General features: G+C 60.9%; 21 protein-coding genes. 9 read left to right on the top strand and 12 right to left on the bottom strand.

Annotated elements, in window-relative coordinates:
- Positions 1 to 5 precede the first annotated feature (5 nt).
- The gene (gene lgt / locus RHP75_RS19490; RefSeq protein WP_311089646.1) at positions 6 to 809 is read left to right on the top strand and encodes a prolipoprotein diacylglyceryl transferase; all 804 of its coding nucleotides are present in this window, start codon (positions 6 to 8) and stop codon (positions 807 to 809) included.
- The gene (locus tag RHP75_RS19485) at positions 806 to 1,600 is read left to right on the top strand and encodes a thymidylate synthase (RefSeq protein ID WP_090250272.1); all 795 of its coding nucleotides are present in this window, start codon (positions 806 to 808) and stop codon (positions 1,598 to 1,600) included. Before lgt ends, RHP75_RS19485 begins: the two co-directional genes overlap by 4 nt.
- A 103-nt stretch (positions 1,601 to 1,703) precedes the next feature.
- On the opposite strand, the gene RHP75_RS19480 is transcribed toward RHP75_RS19485, so the two are convergent.
- Complete coding sequence (locus tag RHP75_RS19480; RefSeq protein WP_311089645.1) at positions 1,704 to 3,071, bottom strand: DUF3482 domain-containing protein; 1,368 nt, start codon at positions 3,069 to 3,071, stop codon at positions 1,704 to 1,706.
- Positions 3,064 to 4,458: a DUF2868 domain-containing protein gene (locus tag RHP75_RS19475; protein WP_311089644.1), complete on the bottom strand. Its 1,395-nt coding sequence runs from the start codon at positions 4,456 to 4,458 to the stop codon at positions 3,064 to 3,066. The genes RHP75_RS19480 and RHP75_RS19475 overlap by 8 nt, the downstream gene beginning before the upstream one ends.
- 171 nt (positions 4,459 to 4,629) lie before the next feature.
- On the opposite strand from RHP75_RS19475, the gene RHP75_RS19470 reads away from it, so the two are divergent.
- From RHP75_RS19470 to RHP75_RS19460, 3 genes are all read left to right on the top strand, one after another.
- Positions 4,630 to 5,805 carry a GGDEF domain-containing protein gene (locus RHP75_RS19470; RefSeq protein WP_311089643.1) on the top strand — a complete coding sequence of 392 codons (1,176 nt, stop codon included), beginning with the start codon at positions 4,630 to 4,632 and terminating at the stop codon, positions 5,803 to 5,805.
- A 59-nt stretch (positions 5,806 to 5,864) separates the two neighbouring features.
- Positions 5,865 to 6,389 carry a dihydrofolate reductase gene (locus RHP75_RS19465; protein WP_311092000.1) on the top strand — a complete coding sequence of 175 codons (525 nt, stop codon included), beginning with the start codon at positions 5,865 to 5,867 and terminating at the stop codon, positions 6,387 to 6,389.
- A gap of 166 nt (positions 6,390 to 6,555) precedes the next feature.
- Positions 6,556 to 7,203, top strand: coding sequence for a YitT family protein (locus RHP75_RS19460; RefSeq protein WP_311089642.1), 648 nt, complete (start codon positions 6,556 to 6,558; stop codon positions 7,201 to 7,203).
- A gap of 7 nt (positions 7,204 to 7,210) precedes the next feature.
- Here RHP75_RS19460 and RHP75_RS19455 read toward each other — a convergent pair whose 3' ends face one another.
- From RHP75_RS19455 to RHP75_RS19425, 7 genes are all read right to left on the bottom strand, one after another.
- A complete protein-coding gene (locus RHP75_RS19455) occupies positions 7,211 to 11,233 on the bottom strand; it encodes a hypothetical protein (protein ID WP_311089641.1) in 4,023 nt (1,340 codons plus the stop codon).
- A gap of 111 nt (positions 11,234 to 11,344) precedes the next feature.
- The gene (ilvD, locus tag RHP75_RS19450) at positions 11,345 to 13,192 is read right to left on the bottom strand and encodes a dihydroxy-acid dehydratase (protein WP_311089640.1); all 1,848 of its coding nucleotides are present in this window, start codon (positions 13,190 to 13,192) and stop codon (positions 11,345 to 11,347) included.
- Positions 13,193 to 13,472: 280 nt separating this feature from the next.
- Positions 13,473 to 14,327, bottom strand: coding sequence for an ABC transporter permease (locus RHP75_RS19445; RefSeq protein WP_311089639.1), 855 nt, complete (start codon positions 14,325 to 14,327; stop codon positions 13,473 to 13,475).
- Positions 14,328 to 14,337: 10 nt separating this feature from the next.
- Positions 14,338 to 15,570, bottom strand: coding sequence for an ABC transporter permease (locus RHP75_RS19440; RefSeq protein WP_311089638.1), 1,233 nt, complete (start codon positions 15,568 to 15,570; stop codon positions 14,338 to 14,340).
- 54 nt (positions 15,571 to 15,624) lie between these two features.
- Positions 15,625 to 16,698, bottom strand: coding sequence for an ABC transporter substrate-binding protein (locus tag RHP75_RS19435; RefSeq protein WP_311089637.1), 1,074 nt, complete (start codon positions 16,696 to 16,698; stop codon positions 15,625 to 15,627).
- Between the two features lie 37 nt (positions 16,699 to 16,735).
- Complete coding sequence (locus tag RHP75_RS19430; RefSeq protein ID WP_311089636.1) at positions 16,736 to 17,851, bottom strand: ABC transporter ATP-binding protein; 1,116 nt, start codon at positions 17,849 to 17,851, stop codon at positions 16,736 to 16,738.
- A 275-nt stretch (positions 17,852 to 18,126) separates the two neighbouring features.
- Complete coding sequence (locus tag RHP75_RS19425; RefSeq protein ID WP_311089635.1) at positions 18,127 to 19,323, bottom strand: class I SAM-dependent rRNA methyltransferase; 1,197 nt, start codon at positions 19,321 to 19,323, stop codon at positions 18,127 to 18,129.
- Between the two features lie 185 nt (positions 19,324 to 19,508).
- Here RHP75_RS19425 and RHP75_RS19420 point away from each other — a divergent pair, with 185 nt between their 5' ends.
- From RHP75_RS19420 to RHP75_RS19405, 4 genes are all read left to right on the top strand, one after another.
- Positions 19,509 to 20,321: an HDOD domain-containing protein gene (locus tag RHP75_RS19420; RefSeq protein WP_311091999.1), complete on the top strand. Its 813-nt coding sequence runs from the start codon at positions 19,509 to 19,511 to the stop codon at positions 20,319 to 20,321.
- Positions 20,322 to 20,400: 79 nt separating this feature from the next.
- Positions 20,401 to 21,213, top strand: coding sequence for a bifunctional DNA-formamidopyrimidine glycosylase/DNA-(apurinic or apyrimidinic site) lyase (mutM, locus tag RHP75_RS19415; protein ID WP_311089634.1), 813 nt, complete (start codon positions 20,401 to 20,403; stop codon positions 21,211 to 21,213).
- Between the two features lie 82 nt (positions 21,214 to 21,295).
- The gene (locus tag RHP75_RS19410) at positions 21,296 to 21,874 is read left to right on the top strand and encodes a lysophospholipid acyltransferase family protein (RefSeq protein WP_311089633.1); all 579 of its coding nucleotides are present in this window, start codon (positions 21,296 to 21,298) and stop codon (positions 21,872 to 21,874) included.
- Positions 21,875 to 21,950: 76 nt separating this feature from the next.
- Complete coding sequence (locus RHP75_RS19405) at positions 21,951 to 22,289, top strand: multidrug transporter (RefSeq protein WP_269379709.1); 339 nt, start codon at positions 21,951 to 21,953, stop codon at positions 22,287 to 22,289.
- Positions 22,290 to 22,371: 82 nt separating this feature from the next.
- On the opposite strand, the gene ggt is transcribed toward RHP75_RS19405, so the two are convergent.
- From ggt to coaD, 3 genes are all read right to left on the bottom strand, one after another.
- Positions 22,372 to 24,084 carry a gamma-glutamyltransferase gene (gene ggt, locus RHP75_RS19400; protein WP_311089632.1) on the bottom strand — a complete coding sequence of 571 codons (1,713 nt, stop codon included), beginning with the start codon at positions 24,082 to 24,084 and terminating at the stop codon, positions 22,372 to 22,374.
- Entirely contained in the window at positions 24,081 to 24,332 is a 252-nt protein-coding gene (locus tag RHP75_RS19395; RefSeq protein WP_090250215.1) for a YfhL family 4Fe-4S dicluster ferredoxin, read from the bottom strand. Before RHP75_RS19395 ends, ggt begins: the two co-directional genes overlap by 4 nt.
- Before the next feature lie 115 nt (positions 24,333 to 24,447).
- A complete protein-coding gene (gene coaD / locus RHP75_RS19390) occupies positions 24,448 to 24,927 on the bottom strand; it encodes a pantetheine-phosphate adenylyltransferase (RefSeq protein ID WP_090380261.1) in 480 nt (159 codons plus the stop codon).
- Positions 24,928 to 25,033: the final 106 nt, after the last annotated feature.

The raw sequence follows: 25,033 nt of genomic DNA, 5'->3' as shown, positions 1-25,033 counted from the left end.
TTTTGATGCTGCCTTACCCGCAGATCGACCCGGTTGCACTGGCCCTTGGCCCGCTGAAAATCCATTGGTACGGCCTGATGTACCTGATCGGCATCGGCGGTGCCTGGTGGCTGGCCTCGCGCCGGGTCAACGCCTTCGCGCCGACCTGGAACAAGGAAAAGCTCTCCGACCTGGTGTTCTGGGTGGCCATGGGCGTGATCCTCGGTGGCCGCCTGGGGTACGTGCTGTTCTACGATTTGGCCGCTTATATCGCCGAGCCGGTGCGCATGCTGCGCATCTGGGAAGGTGGCATGTCGTTCCACGGCGGCTTGATCGGCGTAATGCTGGCCACCTGGTGGTTTGGCAAGCGCAACAACAAGAGTTTCTTTGAGCTGATGGACTTTATTGCCCCGCTGGTGCCGATTGGCCTGGGCGCCGGGCGTATCGGCAACTTCATCAACGCCGAACTGTGGGGCAAGGCCACCGACGTGCCGTGGGCAATGATCTTCCCCACTGACCCGCAGCAGCTGGCGCGCCACCCCTCGCAGCTGTACCAGTTCGCCCTGGAAGGTGTGGCACTGTTCGCCATCCTTTGGTTCTACTCGCGCAAACCTCGCCCGACCATGGCCGTGTCTGGCATGTTTGCCATGTGCTACGGGATCTTCCGTTTTATCGTTGAGTTTGTCCGTGTGCCGGATGCTCAGCTTGGTTACCTGGCAGGCGGCTGGTTGACCATGGGCCAGGTGCTCTGCGTGCCGATGGTGCTCGGGGGCCTGGGTCTGATCGCCTATGCCTACAAGCGCCAGGCGGCGCAGGAGGCCGTGCAATGAAACAGTACCTCGACCTGATGCGCCTGGTGCGTGAAACCGGCACCTTCAAGAGTGACCGCACGGGCACTGGCACCTACAGTATTTTTGCCCATCAGATGCGCTTCAACCTGGCCGACGGCTTCCCGCTGGTGACCACCAAGAAGTGCCACCTGAAATCCATCATCCACGAGCTGCTGTGGTTCCTCCAGGGTGATACCAATATCAAATACCTGAAGGACAACGGCGTACGCATCTGGGACGAGTGGGCCGACGAAAACGGCGACCTCGGCCCGGTGTACGGCTACCAGTGGCGCAGCTGGCCGGCGCCGAACGGCGAGTCGATCGACCAGATCAGCAAGTTGATCGAGATGATCAAGAAAAATCCGGACTCGCGCCGCCTGATCGTCTCCGCCTGGAACCCGGCGCTGGTCGAGCAGATGGCCCTGCCGCCATGTCATGCGCTGTTCCAGTTCTATGTGGCCGACGGCAAGCTGAGCTGCCAGCTGTATCAGCGCTCCGCGGATATCTTCCTTGGTGTGCCGTTCAACATTGCCAGTTATGCGCTGCTGACGCTGATGGTCGCCCAGGTCTGCGGTCTGCAGCCGGGGGATTTCATCTGGACCGGCGGCGACTGCCACCTGTACGCCAACCATATCGAGCAGACCGACCTGCAGCTGAGCCGCGAGCCGCTGCCGCTGCCGGTGATGAAGCTCAACCCCGAAGTGAAGGACCTGCTGGCGTTCAAGTTCGAGGACTTCGAGCTGGTCGGTTATCAGGCGCATCCGCATATCCCGGCGCCGGTTGCGGTCTGATCTGCCCTCTATTGTTCGCGGCTAAAGCGGAGCGCCGCCCGGCCCTTCCCACGGATAGATGTTATCCATGTGGGAGGGGCTTTAGCCGCGACGCTTTGAGCGGTTAGAGCAACTCCGCCGCCAACTGCTGCACCTGCTCCTGCCTCTCACCGTCTTCCAGCGTCGCGCCGGGGTTGAGCGATGACCATTCCGGATGCGCGCGGGCTTTGTGCAGGGCCTCCGGCAGCTTGCCTTCGCGCCAGCTGGTGTCCTGCGGCGTACTCAGGCTGATGGCCTCGACGGCGGCATGACCACGGGCTTCCAGCGCTTGCAGCAGCAACTGTTGACGCAGGGCGAGCAGGCGCAGCACGGCGTCGTCCACGGTCAGCTCGCGCTGGCCCTTGAGTTTGCCTTTCAGCCGCGCGCCATAGCCGCGCAGGGTTTGCGCGCTGCCGCCGAGCACGGCGCCGATCAGCGCGGCTGCACCGAGGGTGATGCCGCCGACCAGCAGATCGACGCCCACCCCGGTGGCCGCACCCGCCGCCATGCCGCCGCCGATATTGATGCCGAGCTGCTTGAGGGTTTCCGGGTTGAACAGGTCGTCACCCCAGCGGCCGTCGAGCAAGGGCAGGTCGCCGGCCTTGGCGTCGTCCTGGCGGAAGGCGTACAAACGCAGCAGAGCCTCCACGCAGCGTTGTTCGCGCTGGCGAATGGTCTGATGCAGGTCGCGGATGGCGCCCTGTTCCAGCACCGCTTGCGCGGCCACGCTACGGCGGCAGGCGGCGCAGTCGAGCAGCAGCTCGGCGATCAGCCGCGCGCCGCTGCTTTTGCGCAATTGGCGCTGCGCCAGGTGATCGTCGATCAGCCGTTGCAGTTGCGGGCGGGCTTTTTCCAGCAGCAGCGCCAGGCTGTCGTACAGGCGGCGCTCGCCATCCAGCGGTGGCGCCACGCTGTCGAAACACACTAGGGCATGCAGGCCAAGGCGGGCCAAGGCGTCGCGCCAATCCTGTTCGCGGTGTTGGCTGCTGCTGACGAAATTCAGCACTGGCAGCAAGGGCCGGCCACACATGGCCAGTACGGCCAGCTCATCACGATATTTGGCCAGCACCGGTTCGCGCGCATCGATCACATAGAGTCCGGCATCCGAGGCCAGCAGCTGGCGCAGTACCTTGGCTTCCTGCTCGAAACGCTGGCGTGCTTCACTGCCGTCGAGAAAGCGCGCCAGCCTTGCCGGGCCGTCCAGGCGTTCGCCAGGGCGATCCAGACGTTCGAGATAATCGAGCAGGGCGATGGCGTCTTCCAGGCCGGGGGTGTCGTACAGCTCCAGCAGCGCTTCACCGTCCACCGACAGCCGCGCGCCTTCGACGTGGCGGGTGGTGCTGGGGCGATGGGACACCTCGCCGAAGCCGACATCGCGGGTCAGGGTGCGTAGCAGCGAGGTCTTGCCGACATTGGTGTGGCCGACCACGGCCAGCTTGAGGGCTTTAGTCATGGCCATGCTCCAGCCAGTTGAACGGCGCACTGTCGCTGTAGCTCAGTTGCAGTTGCTCCAGTGCACGGTGCCAGTCGCCCAAACGCGCGCTGTCGAGGGCTTCGCCGGGTGGCGGTGGCAGCAGCCAGATGCGCGTGGCGGCTGCGCTGCGCGCCAATTCGCCGAGCAGTGCCAGGCTGCCGCGATCTGGCGAGCGGCGCGGGTCGCAGGCAATCAGCAGGCGTGCCGGCGGGAAGCGGTTGAGCTGGTCGAGCAGCTGGTTGCGCTGCTCGCGGCTGTCGATCACCCCGGCATCGCCGATGCCCTTGGGTAGAACGGGTGGCCAGTTGCGTTGCGGGTCCAGTTCGATTGCGACCAATAGCGCGCCCTGGCTGCCTGCGCTGTGGTTGCCCGCTTGGGTTTGGTGCAACTGTGCTGGCGCGGCATCGCACACGCCGAGGCGTTCGCTGCTCGGTTGCAGGCGTTCGCGCAGCAGGCTGTAGCCAGGCAGGCTGAGGTCCAGGCTCAGCACCGCACAACCGCGGCGCCAGCGCCATAGGCAGAGCAGCAGCAGGCCCAGGCGCGGCAGTAGGCCGTAGACCACCAGCACACCCACCAGCCAGCCGGCCCAGCTTAGCCGCGCGCTTTCGTTGGCCAGGGCGCTGTCGCCGCTGGCGCGGATCAGTTCGGCATCCGGCAGGCTGAAGCCGAGCAACGCCGGCAAGCTGCCGATGGCCTGGGTCATGGCGATAAAGCTGTCGCCGCCGAGCAGGGTGCTTTCCCAGACAAAGCCGTAACGGCGGGTGGCCAGCAGAGCCAGCAAGGTCAGCAGCGCGGTAAGCAGGGTCAGCAGCCAGAAGCCCTGCACCAGAACGCCCAGGCCCCAGCGGCTGAGGCCCTGGCGTTGCAACATCAACAGCAGGGCAGGGGCTAGTTGTGCGGCCTGGGCATCGCGGGCGAGTTTGGCGCTCAGCCACAACCACAGATGGCCAAGGGCGCCCGCGCTGTCGCGGCTTAGCAGCAGACCCAGCGCCCAGCCCAGCAGCAGAAGCAGGTTCAGCCCGAGCAGGCTGCCCAGGGCCCAGAACACATTGACCGGGCGCAAACCATCGCCCAAAGCAGCCACTGCCAAGCCACTGCCGCTGAGGATGGCCAGCAGTACCAGCAGCAACCCGGCCAGACGCGCGCCCTGAAGCCAGTGCTGCAGCGCCTGCACCTGGCCGTCACGTTCGCCCAGCAACCAGGCGCGGGTCTGGATGCGTTCGCCGAGTGCGCCGCCTTTGGCTTGGGCGCGGCGGTTGGCTTCGCTGTCCTCCAGCGGGCCGGCATGTTCCTCGCGCAGGCGGATGGTTTCACTGAGCCAGAGGCGCTGCAGGCGGCTGGGCGTAGGTCGGTCGAGTGGGCTCACGCGGTGTTCCATTAACGAGTGGAAGCCAGAGCATAACCGCAGCAGCCGACACATGGCACAGCGGCGCGCGCGTGTACTCCTGTGGCCAGTCCGGCTAGGCTGTGGCCAGCGGGTTGCCGAGTGTTTCGCTTAGCAGCCTCTGAACGCATAACAATAAAAGCGAGTGCCATCGTGAAGTTACCGCATCTGGAGTGGGTCAATCAGGATTCGCCGTACCTGCGTCAGCATCAGCAGGGCTTTCGCGCGCTGAGTTTTGACGATGAGCTGGAGCAGGCGTTCAAGCGTTATCACGCCAATGTGTTCCTGCGCCGTATGCGCTGGTCATTGCTGGTGGCCACGCTGCTGGCGTTGCTGTTCGTGCTGCTGGATGCGATCAACCTGCCGGACCCACTGCGCGGTCGGATACTCGCCCTGCGCCTGGGAGTCATTCAGCCGATGCTGTTGCTGGCCTGGCTGGCCACCTATCGACCGGGCTTGCGTGATCATCTGCAGCTGATCGGTGGCATCGTGGCGTTGCTCTCCGGTCTGGCCGTGGCGGGGATCATCGGCCTGGCCCGCTTTCACGGGTTTGCGTTGCCCTATGAGGGCATCATCCTGGTTACGGTGTTCTTCTACTTCCTCACGGGGCTGCGCTTTACCACAGCCGTGCTGTGCGGCTGGGGGACTTTCGTGGCATATCTGGCTGTGGAGTTGAGCATCGGCCTGGCGGGCGAGACGCTGCTGAACAATGCCTTGTTTCTCGCCCTGGCCAACATCATCGGTTCGGTGGGCTGCTACTCACTCGAATATGCCACGCGGCAGAATTTCCTCGCCCATGGCCTGTTGCAGGACCTGGCCGAGAAGGACTTCCTCACCGGATTGCTCAATCGCCGCGCCTTTACCGAACGCGCCGAGCGCAGTTGGCGTCAGGCGCAGCGGGAAAAGCAGGCCCTGGGCGTGGTGATGATGGATGTGGACTTCTTCAAACGTTACAACGACCACTATGGCCATGCGGCCGGCGACGAGGCGTTGCGCCAGGTAGCACGGGTGATCGGCGAGTATGCCCGGCGACCGCTGGATTGCGCGGCGCGTTATGGCGGTGAGGAGTTTGTCGGCGTCTGGTATGGCCTGGATGAGGTGCAGCTGCTGGCGATTCTGCAGGACATTCGCAGCGCCATCGAAGCCCTGGGCCTGACGCATGCTCATTCGGATGCCGCCGGCGTGGTCACGCTGAGCATCGGCATGGCCTACCTCACCCCGCAGCCGCATCAGAGCCTGGGCGATGCCTTGCGCCTGGCAGATGTCGCGCTCTACCTGGCCAAGGAGCAAGGGCGCAATCGCGTGGTGGGTAAGCGCCAGGATGGTTAAGCGAACTGAACGGCGAACCGCTTCGGAGGGAAGGCTTCAATGATCGCCACGCAGACGGTATTCTCGCGGCTATGAAAAATTCCCTGCCTCTCTGCATAATCGCCGCCCTCGCGGAAAACCGCGTGATCGGCCGTGATAATCAACTGCCCTGGCATCTGCCGGCGGACCTCAAGCACTTCAAGGCGCTGACTCTGGGCAAGCCGATCATCATGGGTCGCAAGACCTGGGATTCACTCGGTCGCCCCTTGCCCGGTCGGCTTAATCTGGTGGTCAGTCGTCAGCCCGGCTTGCAGCTGGAAGGTGCAGAAGTGTTCGCCAGCCTCGACGCTGCGCTTGAGCGTGCCGATGCCTGGGCGCGTGAGGAAGATGCCGAGGAGCTTATGCTGATCGGCGGCGCGCAACTCTACGAGCTGGGCCTGGCACAGGCCGAACGCCTGTATCTGACCCGCGTCGGCATCAGTCCGCAGGGCGATGCCTACTTTCCCGAAGTGGCCGAGGCTGACTGGCACCTGTCTTCCGCCATCGAACACCCGGAAGGCCTGGAAACACCGGGCTACGTGTTTGAGGTATGGGATCGCAAATAGCCCGTTCGGGCTGAGTTTTTCCGCGCTGCATTGATCTCCGCCAGGGTGGGCGCCGATATGGCGTGCCACCCTGCGGGTCATTCTTGTGTAGCGTTAATCCATGCCAGGCGCTGCCTTGCTGGCCGCTACGCTGTCTTTGTCGTTTGCCCTCTACAGGTTGTTTCCCATGCATGACGCTGATACCGATCACGCCGAGCCTGATCGTATTGCCGCGATCTTTATTCGCCACCCGCTCTGGGAAGATGCCCTGGCGCTGCTGTTGGGCACGGCCATGGTGGCGCTGGGGATTACCCTCTACAGCCAGGCCGGTTTGCTGACTGGCGGCACCGTGGGGTTGGCCTTCTTGATGAAGTACCTGCTCGGCTGGCCGTTTGGTCTGGTGTTCTTTCTGATCAACCTGCCGTTCTACGCCCTGGCCATCTGGCGCATGGGCTGGCCGTTCACCCTGCGCACCTTCTGTGCGGTGGGGATGGTATCGCTGTTGGCTGAACTGACGCCGCAGTGGATTGGCTTCACTCACCTGAACGTGGTGTATGCCGCGCTGTTTGGTGGTTTCGCCATGGGCCTGGGGCTGTTGATGCTGTTCCGTCACCGCGCCAGCCTCGGCGGGGTGAATATCCTCGCGCTGTACCTGCAGGAACGTTTCGGTCTGCGCGCCGGCAAGGTGCAGATGGCCATTGATGTGCTGATCGTGCTGGGTGCGGTGATGGTCGTGCCGCTGGACAAGGTGGCGCTGTCGATCCTCGGCGCGCTGGCGCTGAATATGGTGCTGGCGATCAACCACCGCGCCGGGCGCTATATGGGCGTGAGCTGAAAGGGCGTCAGGTCGGCCAGCTCACATCCAACACACGCACAAATACCCTTTGCTGCTCCTCACTTGTCAGTTGAGCTTCGAGCTTGGTTTTTAGCTCGGCTGGCGTAGTTGGTTTTGGCTGGCGGTTAGGGGGATTTTTTAGTTTCTTGCTGTCGCCAAACCAGAGCACCAGGTAGATGCCGTGACCTTCCGACTTGGGGGCATCGACATATTGCGTGATCAGTTGGTCGCGCAGTGCGGTCCAGAGATTTGCATGGTCATCGCGCTTGATCTCAATTGGCAGGGCCAACTGATTGCGGTAGTCCAGATACAGATCGGCACGCTTGTCTCCCGCATGGTCATATTCAGGTGCGATGCTGATGCCGTGTGCAGTCAAGCGCGAGCGTAGGCGGCTCAGCAGTACATCACGGCACAGGTTCTCTTCTCGCCGCCCAGTCGGCTGAGCCTTTGTGATGTTCCAGAACATCCGATAGCCGTCGTCATTGGTATTGCGAAGCTCATGGACAATGTCGTCGAGGTAATTCAGTGTCAGATAAGTCAGATCCGCCACATTCGCCGGAGCCTGATTAGCCAGCACATCTGCCACTGCCTTGAGGTCAAGGAACTTGAACTCGGCCTCTCGTCGGTGCGCCTGTTGCTGTTCCAATGTGCTCTGAATTCTGTAGCGCTGAGTTGCTAGCACTGGGCAAGCGAGCAAGCGCTGAAGCTCGTCACGGGCCTCAGCTGTAGGTTGTGCACCAAGCCAGTCGATCATGCCGCGCAGCTCGTCACCAAGATCCATTGCGAGCCCTCCCCCTCTGTGGCGCTCCAGTTCGGCATGAGGAGTAAGTGTCTCTATCAAGCGCCCCACAATCCGCTCCGGTTGGAAAGGCTGCAGCGTTTGCAGTTGAATGCCCTGCATCATGACTTCAACTACCAGCTGCATGGCTGGATTGGCTTTATCTGTTTTGCCAAGGTGCTGCCAGAACTCATCCTCGTTTTCGGGGGTTCCCGTAAGTAGCTGTAGAGCCAGCCATAGAGGGCGCTGCTCAGTATTGAGTTGTGGCGAGTTCAGCTTATTTAGAGCCAGTGCAGCAAGGCGTTCAGGCGCTGTCTCTAGAGTTGCTCTCATTAGTTGCCGAAGGTCGTGGAGCTGTTGCTCGGTGGCGTTTTCGGGGAATTGCCGCAGCAATTCCGGGCTAGCCAGCTGAGCGACCTTCGCATAGGTAGCATCTCTGGCCAGTAAATGCGTCATACCTGCAGAAGTATTACCCGCAGCAAACGCTCTAGTGGCTTGGTGAATCAGTACACGGGAAAACAATTCGGGGCGTTGTTGTGCGGTTTGCGCGCACCAGTCGCTCAGACCATCCAGCCCGAAATGCGGTGTGCAGAGATAGATAACCAGCAGTAGCTCAACCTGATCATCTGGCAGTGCCGCGACTTGCTCGGGTGCATCTGCCCAGTTCAGTTGCAGACCAAGTAGGCACGGCAGGCTGATGTAATAACGCTTTCCGGCTTGACTCAGGTTGATAACCTCTGTGGTCGAGGGCAGGTCAGGGCGGTGTAAGCATTTACGGAAGCCCGACTCGGCTGCCCGCACGAGGGAATCACCGAGATCGCTATAACTGGCAAAGCGCGCGCTAATTGTGTCCCCGTGGATATCCGAGAAGTGATCTAGCCAAACCCTTACAAGATGTTCCAGCAGGTGTGCTGAAGCTGTGCCGGCAGCAATGGCGGGCAGCTCGGGAGTAATCTCTTGAGTTCGTTGGCGACGCTCTTCGGCTTGCCGTTCTCTGTAGGCGCGGGTACTTGCTGCGTCTTTCAGGCGCCAGCTCACTCGTTCCAGGTCGCAAACCAGTCCTTCGTTTAACCAGTCTGCCCGTTCTGGAAAGTCCCGTGCCCACGCCTCAAGCGCTTCCAGAGATAGACCCTCGGCACCACGCTGTTGCATTAGGGCGTGAGTTGCGTACTGAGCATGGATTCTTGCTGTCGCTTCCTCTGGTATGCCGGCCAGATGGAGATGCCAAAGGCCTATGTCTGCTGGTGGGGCGGCATCATGCAAAAGGAGGTCGGAGGCATGTTTGCTGCCGCGTGCATTGGCTTCGATGCATTGCGCAAGCACGGCCTTGTATTTCTCAGGACGCTGTTCGAGCCAGCGCTGGATTTGTGTTCGAGAATCATGATCCCTGTTGAAGTAACCATGCTTATTAGTACCAACCCCCAGCCAGTTTAAGAGCTGCTCGTCTGTAGCGAGTTCACCGAACTCAGTGAGGGTACGAACAAGCAACCTATCGACCGAGCGGGAAATCATCCCCTCGGTTCTGTCTTCATCAAGATAATCTTTGTTCGTACATAGCCCATCCAGCAGGGCCGGCAACTGATCTGCTGGCGCTCGTTCTGATAATCCATGTTCTAAGAACATCCGATAGCCGCCGATCAGATGTGTGTCCTTTGGGGGATGAAGGCATTGGAGTAGTTCGTCCGGTATCAAAAACTCCGGATATAGCCGATCCAGTAGGCGACTCAGCAGTTCGTCATCTTCGTCCTCAACCTGGCCACTGCAAATCTGTGACAACAAGGCTTTGCTCTCTGCAGGAGTGGCCATCCTGAGCCAGGCCCTGAGTGCGCTATATCGGAGTCTTGGCCAAAACGATGCATCTTTGATAACTGCAAGCAGTGGGGCCGCCATATCGGTATAGGGATGGCCGTATTCGAGGATATCCAGCACACAGTCCATGTGGGACTGGGTAGCCTCATCACGCTCAGGGGCTTTAAGGATGCAAATGAAGTCTTCGATCAAGGCCGAATCGGTCAGTGCGCGGAATCCGGTCATGTCCTGCCAGATGTTCCAGCGGAACCCGGGAAATCGCTCCGCCTGTTGCCGTAGGGCCTGCAATAGATGGCGCTTGTCTGTCACGCTGAATTGACGGACATCGCCATACAGCACGATACCCAGCGGATCGACGTCAATAAGTCGTGTGCGTATCGAAGTACTGTACCGGGCCAGCCAAGCGAGCAGGCCGCGTAAATCGGCCACTACACCGCCATCAAAGCCAAGCAGCAGCTTGAGCAATCGGCCGTGTGGCAGGCTCTCTCGATCCAGCTTGTCTGCCAGCCATTTGGCTGCCAGAAACTCGGCAACGCTGCGGTGGCAGGGCGCCAGGCGCTCAACCTGACCGGGAGCAGGAGTGAACAAAGCAGATTGCAGGGCTTTTCTGGCTGCAGCGGGGATCTCTGGTTTGAACTGATCTAATTCTGGATTTGCGGTATTGCTGGCGTTCAGATCGGTGGCAATGCCTGTCGTTCCTGACAGCAGCTGTACGGCAAATAGCTGCCCTGCAGCCTTCAACAATGTTTCGCTATCGACTGCATTGGCCACGCTGGCTTGCCGGTGGAGGGCGTTGCTCTCTTGTGCCAGCTTCTCGCAGGCCAGTCGATAAACCTCGCTGCGGCTTTCCGGCCAGCATCCGCCGCTGACTGCTCTGGCCATCAGCCCCAGCATCTGCGGGTTGCTGAGCAGCGGGGCTATTCCATGTTGCTCGGCTTGTTCGATGAAAACTTTGGGCTCGGCAACGTTGTATTGGTGTTGCAGGATTTGCTGGATGTCGTCATCACTCAGCGGACATAGCTGTAATACGGTCAGTTGGTTATCCGGGCTGATGCTCTGCAGCTCGCTAGTATCGGTCGAGCTATGCCAGTCTGCAGCGCGGCAAGAAAGGCGGAAGGCTGGCTTTCCAAGTTGACGTAGCTGCTGACGGATACGCAGAATCAGGCTCTCTGAACCTGCAGCTCGGGCTTCATCCAGCGCGTCGATGAACAGAGTCTTGCCGTGCCACTCCTCCAGCGGAGGTGTTGTTACTACAAGTTCGCTCACCGTGACGTACTCGCCACCGACTTCTTGAGCCTCTTGCTTCAAGGCTTGGCTCTTGCCTGCACCCGGCTCACCGAGCAGCACCCAAGCAGGCGTATGCCGAAAGTCGCTGAGTGGTAGCTCTTCTCTCTCTTCGTCCTGATTCTCAGCGGTTTTCTGTACGCGTCTGGCTACCAGCATTGTCCCTTGTCCTTGAAGCCTGCGTGCCTGGCAGGATACAGCGCGGGTCTGTTGTGCCGAAAGCAAAAAGCCCGGTATCCAGACCGGGCTTTTTGCGTTTCCTGATGTTGATTACGGCACCAGTTTGTCCAACAGGGCCTTGTCACGCACTGCACCCTTGTCGGCGCTGGTGGCGAGCAGGGCGTAGGCCTTGAGCGCTGTGGTGACTTTGCGCGGGCGCACTTCCACTGGCTTCCAGCCTTTCTTGTCCTGTTCCACGCGGCGTGCGGCCAGCTCTTCATCGCTGACCAGCAGGTTGATGCTGCGCTCGTGGATGTTGATCAGGATCTTGTCGCCTTCGCGCACCAGACCGATGGCACCACCTGCTGCGGCTTCAGGCGAGGCGTGGCCGATGGACAGGCCCGAGGTACCACCGGAGAAGCGGCCGTCAGTGAGCAGGGCGCAGGCTTTGCCCAGGCCTTTGGACTTCAGGTAGGACGTCGGGTAGAGCATTTCCTGCATGCCCGGGCCGCCTTTCGGGCCTTCGTAGCGGATGATGACGATATCACCAGCCTGCACTTCGTCGGCGAGGATGCCGCGCACGGCGCTGTCCTGGCTCTCGAAGATTTTCGCGGTGCCTTCGAAGACGTGGATGGACTCATCCACACCAGCGGTTTTCACCACACAGCCGTCAACAGCGATGTTGCCATAGAGCACGGCCAGGCCGCCTTCTTGCGAGTACGCATGCTCGACGCTGCGGATGCAGCCGTTTTCACGGTCATCATCCACGGTGTCCCAGCGGGTGCTCTGGCTGAACGCGGTCTGGGTCGGAATGCCTGCCGGGCCTGCACGGAAGAAGGTATGCACGGCTTCATCGTCGGTCTGGGTGATGTCCCATTTGGCGATGGCTTCGGCCATGGACTTGCTGTGTACGGTCGGCAGGTCAGTGTGCAGCAGGCCGCCACGGGCCAGCGAACCGAGGATGCTGAAGATGCCGCCGGCGCGGTGCACGTCTTCCATGTGGTACTTCTGGATGTTCGGCGCGACTTTGCACAGCTGCGGTACTTTGCGCGACAGACGGTCGATATCGCGCAGGTCGAAATCGACTTCACCTTCCTGCGCTGCGGCCAGCAGGTGGAGGATGGTGTTGGTTGAACCACCCATGGCGATGTCCAGGGTCATGGCGTTCTCGAACGCCTTGAAGTTGGCGATGTTGCGCGGCAGCACCGACGCGTCACCTTCACCGTAGTAGCGCTTGCACAGCTCGACGGCGGTGCGGCCGGCTTGCAGGAACAGCTGTTCGCGGTCGCTGTGGGTGGCCAGGGTCGAACCGTTGCCCGGCAGGGCCAGCCCCAGGGCTTCCATCAGGCAGTTCATCGAGTTGGCGGTAAACATGCCGGAGCAGCTGCCGCAAGTCGGGCAGGCGCTGCGCTCATATTCGGCAACTTTTTCGTCACTGGCCGTGTCGTCGGCGGCGATCACCATGGCGTCGACCAGGTCCAGACCGTGGCTGGCCAGCTTGGTCTTGCCCGCTTCCATTGGGCCGCCGGACACGAAAATCACCGGGATGTTCAGGCGCAGCGATGCCAGCAACATGCCGGGGGTGATCTTGTCGCAGTTACTGATGCAGACGATGGCGTCGGCGCAGTGGGCGTTGACCATGTACTCGACGGAGTCGGCGATGATCTCGCGGCTTGGCAGCGAATAGAGCATGCCGTCGTGACCCATGGCGATGCCGTCGTCGACCGCGATGGTGTTGAATTCCTTGGCCACGCCGCCGTGTTTTTCGATCTCGCGGGCGACCAGCTGGCCCATGTCCTTCAGGTGCACGTGGCCGGGCACGAACTGGGTGAAGGAGTTGGCGATGGCGATGATCGGCTTCTTGAAGTCTTCGTCCTTCATCCCGGTGGCACGCCACAAGGCGCGAGCGCCGGCCATATTGCGGCCGTGGGTGGAGGTCTTCGAGCGGTAGTCAGGCATGGCGATAAATCCTGCAAAGGCTATTCAGGTCACGCGTGCACAGGCGATAACGCTGTGCGGGCAACGGGCTGTTGATGCGTATGTTGAGCCGGGTTCAGGCCCAAGGCAAACGCAAGTGCGCATTTGTCGGGCCGGGGCGCTGCCTGGCGCGGGGTGGGCGCTGGCGTGGCTGGGCTACAAGGTCCGCCTGGATAGGGCAGGAGAGCGCCGATTCTAATCCCTTGGCGCGTTCGCAAGGAAGGCCGGCGCGCTCAGTGGCGAGCGCGGTTCGGCCGGTGCGTTAGCTGATCTGTTCGATGCCGCGCATGCGTTCGGCGCGGCGGCGCAGCAGTTCGATGGTCACCAACAGGGCGATGGACACCAGAATCAGCAGGGTGGCGATGGCCAGGATGCTTGGGTTGATCTGCTCGCGCAGGCCCGAGAACATCTGCCGGGGGATGGTGCGTTGTTGCGGGCCGGCCATAAACAGGATCACCACCACCTCGTCGAATGAGGTGATAAAGGCGAACAGTGCGCCGGAAATTACGCCCGGGCGGATCAGCGGCATGATGATGTCGAAGAACACCCGCAGCGGCGTAGCGCCCAGGTTCAGCGCCGCGCGCGCCAGGCTGTAGTCGAAGCCGGTGAGGGTAGCGGTGACGGTGATGATCACAAACGGTGTGCCCAGTGCGGCGTGGGCGATGATCACCCCGAGGTAGTTGCCGGCCAGGCCCAGATCCGAATAGAAGAAGAACATCCCGGCGGCGGTGATGATCAGCGGCACGATCATTGGTGACAGCAGCAGGGCGGTGATCAGCCGGCGCATCGGCATGTCGTCACGCGCCAGCCCTACTGCCGCGCAGGTGCCCAGTACAGTGGCGATCAGGGTGGCGAAGATGCCAATCAGAAAGCTGTTCTTGATTGCCAGCAGCCATTTGTCATCGTTGAAGAGGGCCGTGTACCAGCGCAGCGAATAAGCCTCGGGCTGCAGGGTGAGCATGCCTTCGGTAAAGCTGAAGAACGGCTCGACGTTGAACGACAGCGGGATGATCACCAGGATCGGCAGAATCAGAAACAGCAGCACCAGCCAGGAGCTGGTCTTCAGTAACCAGGCGCCGAGGTGATGCCAGAAGCCGTAGTAGGCGGGAATCTTCATGGTCAGTTCCTTAGCCCAGTTTGATATTGCTGGCGCCGACAAAACGGTCGTACAGCCAGTACAGCAGCAGGATCAGGCCGAGCAGCAGGGAGCCCAGCGCGGCAGCCAGTTCCCAGTTGTTCGAGCGCTGCATATGGAAGGCGATGATGTTGCTGATCATCTGCCCATCGGTACCACCGACCAGTGCCGGGGTGATGTAGTAGCCAACCGAGATGATAAACACCAGCAGCGCGCCGGCACTCAGGCCCGGTAGGGTCATCGGGAAGTAGATGCGGGCAAAGGCTGGAATCGGTCGTGCACCCAGTGACAGCGCCGCGCGCAGATAGCAGGGGTCAATCCCGCGCATCACGCTGTACAGCGGCAGAATCATGAACGGCAGCAAGATATGGGTCATCGCCACTACGGTGGCAAACGAGGTGTAGAGCATCTCGATGGGTTGGCCGATGAGGCCGGTGCCAAGCAGAAAGGAGTTGATCACGCCGTTGGTCTGCAGCAGGGCGATCCAGGCCGTGGTACGTACCAGCAGCGAGGTCCAGAACGGCAGCAGCACCAGTACCAATAGTAGGTTGGCGCGGTTCTCCGGCAGACCGGCCAGGTAGTAGGCCAGTGGGTAGCCGAGCAACGCGCAGAAGAGGGTGATGACCAGCGCCATAGTCAGGGTCTTGCTGTACAGCTGCAGGTAGATCTGTGTGTCTTCGCGTACCTGAATACCCTGCTCGGGATGCAGTTCCAGGTCGAGTGCAGTCAGGTAGTAGTCATAGGTGTAAGGCTTGCCCGCGCGCTGGATGGCGTACCAGATTTCCGGCTTGCTCCAGTTACGGTGCGACTTGAGCAGGACCTCGGCCCCCTGCTGCTGCAGTTGTTCGCCTTGCAGCCGGCCGAGTTTGCGTGCGCTGGACTTGACCACGCTGGACATGCCCGCCGAGGCACGGTTGAACTCTTCGGCCAATTTGCCGGACTGGCGCTCTTTGGCCAGGCTATGCAGCTCCTGGGCGAACACGCTCAGGGTTTTATCATCAGGAATCGCTTTGCCGTCCCAGCGTTGTAGCTCGTGCAGGGTCAGCGGAATCAGGGCGGCCACCGTCGGGTGATGGACGCTGCGCCAGAGCATGCTGGCAATCGGTGCGACGAAGGTCAGCAGGATAAACACCAGCAGCGGTACGACAAACAGAAAGGCGGTGAGGCGTTTCTTGTTGCGAGCGCTGGAGGCTTGGCTGGCTTCGGTAGACGTGAGGGAGGACAAGGCGTTACTCCGAAAATCCTGACCCCTCTCCCGCAGAAGAGGGGCCATAGCGGGTTACTTCAACAGCCACTCGTTGAATTTCTCACCGAGGGATTCGCCGTAGTCAGCCCAAAAGTCCGAACCGGCCTGGATGCCTTTGCTCAGGTGAGCGGTTGGCAGGTGCGGTGCGGCGGTCTGGTCAGCCAGTGGCATGGAGGATTTGCGCGTCGGGCCGTAGGCCACGTCAGGCATGCCGGCCAGCGGGGTGGAGCCAGTGGCGTAGGCAATGAATTTCAGTGCCAGGTCCTTTTTCGGCGAGCCTTTGACGATGGCCCAGGCATCGAGGTCGTAGACGTGGCCGTCCCAGACGATGACGAAGGGTTTTTTCTCCTGGCGGATGGCGTCATAGAAACGGCCGTTAGCCGACTGCACCAGCACCGCGCCACCATCGTTGAGCAGCTGTGGCGCCTGCGACCAGGAGTCGAACCAGACGATGTCCTTCTTGATGGTGTCCAGCTTGGCGAAGGCTCGGGCCTGGCCTTCTGGGGTCGACAGCACGTCATAGACTTCGCCCGGCGGCACGCCGTCAGCCAGCAAGGCCCACTCCATGTTCACCTGCGGCCGTTTGCGCATGGCGCGCTTGCCAGGGATTTTGCTGGTGTCGAAGAAGTCGGCGATGCTCGCGGCCTTGGTGCCGCCGATGGTTTTCTCGTTGTAAGCGAACACCACCGACCAGACGATGTTGCCGACTGCGCACTCACTGGCCAGTGCTTCGGGGATAAAGTCCTTCTCGGCGGGTACGCCGTCCACGCCTGGCGGCAGGATGTCACGCGGGATGCTTTCCAGCAGGCCTTCGGAGCAGGCGCGTTCAAGGTCGATCACTTCGAAGTCGACCACGTCCCACTGAATATTGCCGGACTCGACCTGGGCTTTGATCTCGGCTACGCCACCGGTGTAGTCCTCGAACAACACCTTGTTGCCGGTGTCTTTCATAAACGGGTCAATCACGTGTTTCTGCTGGGCTGCACCGTAGGAACCGCCCCATGACACCACGGTCAGGGTTTCCTCGGCGCTGGCGGCAAAACTTGCCGTGCCCAGGGCGGCGGCAAGGGCGAAGGTGGAAAAGCGGGTGGTCAGTGTTCTAGCCATTGCTGTGCTCCATTGCTTCTGCTTCTAGTTATGAGGGTCAGGTTGGGGTGACGACTGGGCGATCCAGTGCCTGGCTGTCTTGCGGCAGCCAGGCAAGGGCTACTTCTTCCTTGGCACTGAGTTGCGGGGCGCTGCTGTCATTCATGTTCTTCACCACCAACTCGGTGCCGTCAGCGGTCTCGAAGTGGTAGCGGATGTATTCGCCGACGTAATGCCGGGTGACGAAGCGCGCCATCACCTGATTGCCGGTGCTGCCGAGGCGTTCGGTAAAGCTGAGCTTTTCCGGGCGAATGGACACGGTGGTGGGCTGGCCGATTTCGGTGCAGTTGGCTTTCAGGGTGCTGACCAGGCCGCCATCCTCCAAACGCACCTGCACGTTGTCCTCGCCGACACTTTCGATCACGCCCTTGAGCTTGTTGCTCTCGCCGATAAAGTCGGCGACGAACAGGTTGGCCGGGCGCTCGTAAAGCACATGGGGCGGCGCGCACTGCTGGACAATGCCGTTATTGAACACGGCGATGCGGTCGCTCATGGTCAGCGCTTCGGTCTGGTCGTGGGTCACGTAGATCACGGTAAAGCCGAGCTGCTCGTGCAGGCGCTTGATCTCGAACTGCATCTGCTCGCGCAGCTTCTTGTCCAGCGCGCCGAGGGGTTCGTCCATCAGGACGATATCGGGGGCGAAGATCAGTGCGCGGGCCAGGGCCACGCGTTGGCGTTGACCACCGGAGAGCTGGCCAGGGAAACGGTTGCCGAAATCCAGCAGCTCGACCAGTGACAGGTATTCGTCGACCTTGGCCTGAATTACCTCTTTGGGCTGTTTGCGGATTTTCAGCGGGTAGGCGAGGTTTTCGCGCAGGGTCATGTGCGGGAACAGTGCGTACTGCTGGAACACCATGCCGATATTGCGCTGGTAGGGGGCGATGCTGGTGACCGAACGGCCGTTGATCAGGATCTCGCCGCTGGTCACGTCTTCGAAACCGGCGAGCATCATCAGGCAGGTGGTTTTACCCGAGCCGGAAGGGCCGAGCAGGGTGATAAATTCGCCCTTGGCCACATCCAGGTTGAAATCCTTGACCACCAGATTCTTGTGGTCGTAAGTCTTCTTGACGTTGGTGAATTGCAGGAACGGTTTGTCCCCAGCCAGGTCAGCCATACCCCTCCCCAAATGTGCTCTGAACAGACAGCAGCTTGTGGCCGTTATCTGAATGCTTGAATTCGCAGCCCCGCTTCTCTGTAGCGGCGGGAACTTGTTTGAATGTTCAAGTTACGCAAGCACTGTGCCAGGCCACTGCGGCACACTGTGAACGCTGCGGTGCTGGGGTCTAAGCCTAGTCCAGGCACGGGGTTGCGCCAGGCGGGTGTGGGGAGTGGTAACAGCGCGGGAGAGAAAGAAGCACCTGCCGACACGCACTCGGCAGGTGCAGGTGCTCAACTGTTGGGCAGTAAGCGTACGGTCAGGCTTTTGATATAGCGGGTTTCATTGATGGCCGGGTGTACCGGGTGATCCGGGCCCTGGGCGCCGCGTTCGAGCAGCTGGATATTGCGGTCCAGATGGCGCGCGCTGGTCAGCAGGATGTTCTGCAGGTTGTCTTCTTCCAGGTGCATGGAGCAACTGGCGCTGAACAGGATGCCGTCCTTGTTGAGCAGGCGCATCGCTTGCTCATTAAGGCGGCGATACGCGCCCTCGCCGTTCTTCTGGTCTTTCTTGCGTTTGATAAAGGCGGGCGGGTCGGCGACGATCACATCAAAGCGCTCTTCCGAGGCCTTGAGCTGTTTTAGCGCCTCAAACACATCGCCTTCCACGCAGGCGACCTGGTCGGTCAAGCCGTTCAGCGCGGCGTTGCGCTCCACGCCGTCGAGGGCGAAGCCTGAGGCGTCCACGCACATCACGTCGCTGGCGCCGAAGGCTGCAGCCTGCACGCCCCAGCCGCCGATATAGCTGAACAGATCAAGCACACGCTTGCCTTTGACGTAAGGCGCCAGACGCGCGCGGTTCATGCGATGGTCGTAGAACCAGCCGGTTTTTTGCCCTTCGATGACCGGTGCTTCGAACTTGACGCCGTTTTCTTCCAGGGCGACCCACTCCGGCACCACGCCAAACGGGGTTTCCACATAACGCGCGAGGCCTTCGGCATCGCGGGCAGCGGAGTCGTTCTTGAGCAGGATGCCGCTGGGTTTGCACACCTGGATCAGCGCGGCGAGCACATCATCCTTGTGACGCTCCATGGTGGCGGAGGCCAGTTGCACCACCAGAATGTCGAAGAAGCGGTCGACCACCAAACCCGGCAGCAGATCGGAATCGCCATACACCAGGCGGTAGCAGGGCTTGTCGAACAGCCGCTCACGCAGCGACAGGGCGACGTTGAGGCGATGCACCAGCAGGGACTTGTCCAGCACGTGTTTGACGTCACGCGACAGCAGGCGGGCGCAGATCAGGTTGTTCGGGCTCATCGCGACGACGCCCAGTGGCTTACCGCCGGTCGCCTCGAGGATGGCCTGGTCGCCGGCGGCAAAACCGCTCAGCGGGGTAGCGGCAACATCGATTTCATTGCTGTACACCCACAGATGGCCGGCGCGCAGGCGTCGATCGGCGTTGGCTTTCAGGCGCAGGCTGGGCAGGGACATGCTGGGGACTCCGAAAAAAGAGCGGAATTATAGCGGGTTCGCTGACCTTACGGCGGTTACAAAAGTCGCCTGTGGAAGTGCTGGGGGTTTAGCTAGACTGTGCATCACTTCTCATACCGGTTGTGTCTGTCATGTCCCAAGAGCTTTCCGCCGAATATATCCAGCAAGTGCTGCAGGGCATCAGTGTGCCGCCGCAGCCACAGATCATGGTGGATTTGCAGATGGAGCAGGTGATGCCGAACCCGGACCTGCGCGCCATCGCCAAGCTGATCGGCCAGGACCCTGGCCTGTCCGGTGCATTGCTGAAACTAGTGAACTCGCCGTTCTTCGGTCTGACCAACCGTATCGCCTCGATCCAGCAGGCGGTCAACCTGCTGGGCTGCAACACGGTGATCAACCTGATCAATGCGCAGTCGATCCGTGGCGAACTGACTGATGAAGCCATCGTTACCCTCAACCGTTTCTGGGATACCGCTCAGGACGTGGCGATGACCTGTCTGACCCTGGCCAAACGCATCGGCTATCACTCGCCGGACGAGGCCTATACCCTCGGTCTGTTCCACAATTGCGGCATTCCGCTGATGCTCAAGCGTTTTCCCAATTACATGATCGTGCTTGAAGAGGCCTACGCCAGTGCCACCGGCGAGCGCCGCGTGGTAGATACCGAGAATCGTCTGCTCAATACCAATCACGCTGTGGTCGGCTACTTCACTGCCAAGTCGTGGAACCTGCCGCTGCACCTGTGCGAAGCCATTGCCAGTCACCACAACGCCCTGGCTATTTTCACTGAGGACGCCAGCCGCGATGCGCAGCTGAAAACCCTGTTGGCGATTCTCAAAATGGCCGAGCACATTTGCTCAAGCTATCGCGTCTTGGGTAACCAGCCCGATGACTTTGAATGGCAGAGCATCGAACAGCTGGTGCTGGAATATGTCGGGTTGTCGGAGTATGACTTCGAGAACCTGCGCGAGAGCATCCGTGACATGGGCGCAAGCTAGCCCGGGCTGCCTGACTCGTCGCTTTTACCCATTCCTGCTAAGGTGAGCGCCCGTTTTTCGGCTCACCTGACGACCTGCCATGCCCGAACTTCCAGAAGTAGAAACCACTCGCCGCGGCATCGCCCCATTTCTTGAAGGCCAGCGCGTCAGCCGGGTTATTGTGCGTGAGCGCCGCCTGCGCTGGCCGATCCCCGAAGACCTGGATGTTCAGCTGTCCGGGCAGCGTATCGAATGCGTTGAACGGCGCGCCAAATACCTGCTGATCAAGGCCGAAACCGGCAGCCTGATCAGCCATCTGGGTATGTCCGGCAGCCTGCGTCTGGTCGAAGTGGGCCTGCCGGCAGCCAAGCATGAGCATGTGGACATCGAGCTGGAATCTGGCCTGGCGCTGCGTTACACCGATCCTCGGCGCTTCGGTGCGCTGCTCTGGAGCAGTGATCCGCTGAGCCATGTTTTGCTCAGCAAGCTGGGGCCGGAACCGTTGACCGATCTGTTCGACGGCGAGCGGCTGTTCCAGCTGTCCAGGGGCCGCGCCATGGCGATCAAGCCCTTTATCATGGACAACGCCGTGGTGGTCGGAGTCGGCAATATCTACGCCAGCGAGGCGCTGTTTGCTGCGGGCATCGACCCGCGTCGTGAGGCCGGCTCGGTGTCGCGGGCGCGTTATCTGACGCTGGCGCATGAGATCAAACGTATCCTCGCCCATGCCATCGAGCGCGGTGGCACCACCCTGCGTGACTTTGTCGGTGGCGATGGCCAGCCGGGTTATTTCCAGCAGGAGCTGTTTGTCTATGGGCGTGGTGGTGAGTTCTGCAAGCACTGTGGCAGCACCTTGCGCGAGGTCAAGCTAGGCCAGCGCGCCAGTGTGTATTGTCCGCGCTGCCAACGCTAAGGATTGGTCGCCGGGCTAGATTTTCCCGTCATGTGCTGATGACTGAGCCGTTTACACAATAATAAGAAAGACCGAGGTATTGATGTCCGGTAACTATCTGCCCCGCAATCCTCTGGCCGAGTGGGTTGGCCGCGCGGCGCTGAAACTGATGGGGTGGCGTATCGAGGGCGAGCTGCCGAAGCTCGACAAATTTGTGGTGATTGGTGCGCACCACACCTCCAACTGGGATTTCGTGATTTTTATCGCGGTGAAGTTCGTTTTGCGCCTCAATGCCCGTTGGTTCGGCAAACACACGATCTTCCGCTGGCCCTTTGGCACGTTGATGCGTGTGTGGGGCGGTATCGCCATTCGCCGTGAGCGCCAGGGCAATACTGTTGAGCAGGCAGTACGGGCTTTTGCCGAGCATGAGCAATTTATGCTGATCCTCTCGCCGGAAGGCACGCGCAAGAAGGTCGAGCGCTGGAAGATGGGCTTCTATCATATTGCCCTCGGTGCCGGTGTACCGATTGTGCTGGGGGCGTTGGACTATCAGAATCGCCGCGTCTTTATTGGGCCGACTTTTGTGCCGACGGGGGATGAAGCGGCCGATATCAGTGCGATTCTGGCGTTTTACCGACCCTTTATTCCGAAAAAACCTGAATATGCCTTTTATGGCGATTGACGGCCGTCACGCTGACAATTACCAATGCGCTGTTATAGTTAGACTCACCGCCTCCTAATAGCTGAAGGATCGCCCCATGAAATTGTTCCGCTCCACCGCTGCTGCTCTGGCGCTGACCACTGGCCTGCTGGCGCTGCCGGCTTATGCTGACGTAGCGCAGCAGAACAGCAGCGGCGACCCTCTTTATACGGCTAACGCACCAAAAGCGTTTTCGATGATTGGCGATCTGCTGATTGCCCGGCCATTGCTGATTGGGGCAACTGCCATTGGTGCTGTGGCTTTCGTGGTAAGCCTGCCGTTCACGGCCGCAGGTGGCAATATTGGCGAGGCTGGTCATGCACTAGTCGTTGAACCAGGTAAAGAAGCCTTTGTACGTTGCCTGGGCTGCACGACTAGCGGCTATAAGCAGAACTGATAGTTCTCGTTGCTTCTGGGCTGTCGCGGTGTTTGGTTTGGCAGCCCTGAGAAGCGCTCATATGGCGCATCAGTGATCCGCATTATTCTGGTACGACTGGTGTGATCACCGCAGTACCGATCCCGCGCGGATCGCTTGCTGCTGCAACCTTTCCGTCTTGTTTGTTCCAGTACAGCACTTGCTGATTGCCGTACTGTCGGCCTGTTGCTTTCAATTGATGCCCAAGTGCCTCTAGCGCCGCAACTTCTGCTGGATTGAATGCGTCCGGCTCATGCTCGATCACGTCGGGCATGAACTGGTGGTGGAAACGCGGCGTGGCCGGCCAGTGTTCGATTGGCTGCTGATCCAGATACTCCAGCATGGCCAGCAGCACCATACTGGGTATGCGGCTGCCGCCCGGCGTGCCGAAGCTAGCGAACTCTTCAGTGTTTTCGATAAAGCTCGGGCTCATGCTCGACAGCGGCCGCTTGCCGGCGGCGATGCTGTTTGCCTGGCTGCCGCTTAGGCCGTAGGCATTACTGCCTTGTACATCGGCGGCAAAATCGTCCATTTCATTGTTCAGCAGCACTCCGGTGCCGGGTACGGTAAAGGCCGCGCCAAACGGCAGGTTGATCGACAGGGTCGCCGCTACCGCATTGCCCTCGCTGTCGAGCACCGAGAAGTGGGTGGTGTGATCACCTTCCTGCCAGGTTTTGCTGGGCGGCAGACTGTCGCTTGGGGTGGCGCGTTGCGGGTTGATGCTGCTGGCCAGCTGTCGCAGGTATTCAGGTGCCAGCAACTGCTGTGCCGGGTTACCGACAAAATCGGGGTCACCCAGCAGGCCGCGATCCCGGTAGGCGCGGCGCAGGGTTTCCACTACCAGATGAGTGCGCTGCACGCTATCGACCTGTTGCCAGGGCAGTTGTTGCAGGATCAGCAGGCTTTGCCCCAGGGCGATGCCGCCAGCGGATGGTGGCGGCGCGCTGATCAGTTCGCGGCCCTGATCCAGTGCAACGCGCAATGGCTGGCGCTCAACGATGCGGTAGTCGGCCAGGTCCTTAAGGGTCCAGATACCGCTTGCATCATGCACAGCCTTGACCAATTGCTCGGCCACCGTTCCGCCGTAGAAGCCCTGAAGGCCCTTTGTGCCAAGCAGCTCCAGGGTGCGCGCCAGTTCTGGCTGGCGCAGCAGACCGAACTCTTCGGGGATTTTCCCTTCGTCGAGGAAGATTCGTGCAGTTTCCACATCCTTGCGCATGGCTTCGAGACGCCAGCTTGCGCGTTCGCGGTAGACCCGATCAATGCTCACGCCGCTGCTGGCGAGGCGGATTGCCGGGGCCAGTGAGTCGCGCAATGGCAGGCGACCGAAGCGCTCTGCCAGTTCGACCAGCGCGGCCGGTAGACCCGGAATAGCGGCGGCCAGCGCGCCATTCAGCGAAAGGTCTTTGTTGATCTTGCCGTCGACCCGGTACAGGTCGGCATGCGCGGCTTGCGGGGCGCGTTCGCGAGCATCGAGAAAGCGATAGGTCGGTGAGTCACCTGCTTCGCGCAGCAGAAAGAAACCGCCACCGCCCAGGCCCGAGCCGTAAGGTTCGACCACCGCCAGCGCGGCGCTGATGGCCACCGCCGCATCAAAGGCGTTGCCGCCCAGGGCCAGAGTTTCCTGACCGGCCACGGTGGCGGCTGGATGTGCGCTGGCAATGGCGATGCGTTCAGGTTGGGCTGCGGCATGCAGCTCAAGGGCGCAGAGTAGGGCAAGCGCACCAAGCAGGGGGCGCAAGGGGAGGTGGCCGCGGATCAGGCGGCCGGTCTTCATGCTTTACCAGTAATGATCAGGTACTTCTGCATCAACTCATCCTTGCTCTCGACATTGTTCTCGTCGAGCGGGATGCAATCGACTGGACACACCTGCTGGCACTGCGGCTCGTCATAGTGGCCGACGCATTCGGTGCACAGGTTGGGGTCGATTTCGTAAATTTCTTCGCCCTGGGAAATCGCAGCATTAGGGCATTCGGGTTCGCAGACGTCGCAGTTGATGCAGTCGTCAGTGATGATCAGGGACATGACAGAACCACTCCTGCTGCGACCCGCAGGTGCAGCCTAGATGTGTACATAAAGAACGCTAGGGCAAATTGTGCCGCATCGAGGCCGCGCATGCACGCGGCCATGCGTGAATGGCCTAGCGTTTGAAACGTTCGGTCAGCGCGGCGGCCACTGCCGGGTGGACGAAGTTGGAGATATCCCCGCCCAGTGCGGCGATTTCGCGCACCAGGGTCGACGAGATAAATGAGTACTTCTCCGACGGGGTGAGGAACAGGCTTTCCACATCGGGAGCCAGTTGACGGTTCATATTGGCCAGCTGGAATTCGTATTCGAAGTCAGACACCGCACGCAGACCGCGCAGGAAGACATTGGCGCCCTGTTCCTTGGCGAAGTGTGCCAGTAGAGTGGAAAACCCTACGACCTCAACGTTCGGCAGGTGCTTGGTGACTTCGCGGGCCAGCTCGACGCGTTGCTCCAGGCTGAACAACGGGTTCTTCTTCGGGCTGGCAGCCACCGCAATGATCACGCTGTCGAACAGCCGTGCGGCACGCTCGACCAGGTCGCCGTGCCCCTTGGTGATGGGGTCGAAGGTGCCTGGGTATAACACTCGATTCATCGTGACGTCCTGGCGGGTCCGTTGGGGAGTCGGATGGTAGCGCAGCGTTTCTCCGTGGCCAAGTCAGGTGCCGTCGATCCGTGCGATTCACGGGCCGACAAGGGCC

The sequence above is a fragment of the Pseudomonas sp. SG20056 genome (genome assembly GCF_031764535.1).
Classification (GTDB): Bacteria; Pseudomonadota; Gammaproteobacteria; order Pseudomonadales; family Pseudomonadaceae; genus Aquipseudomonas.
The sequence above is the reverse complement of the archived record's forward strand: the minus strand, read 5'-3'. Positions and strand labels throughout refer to the sequence as shown.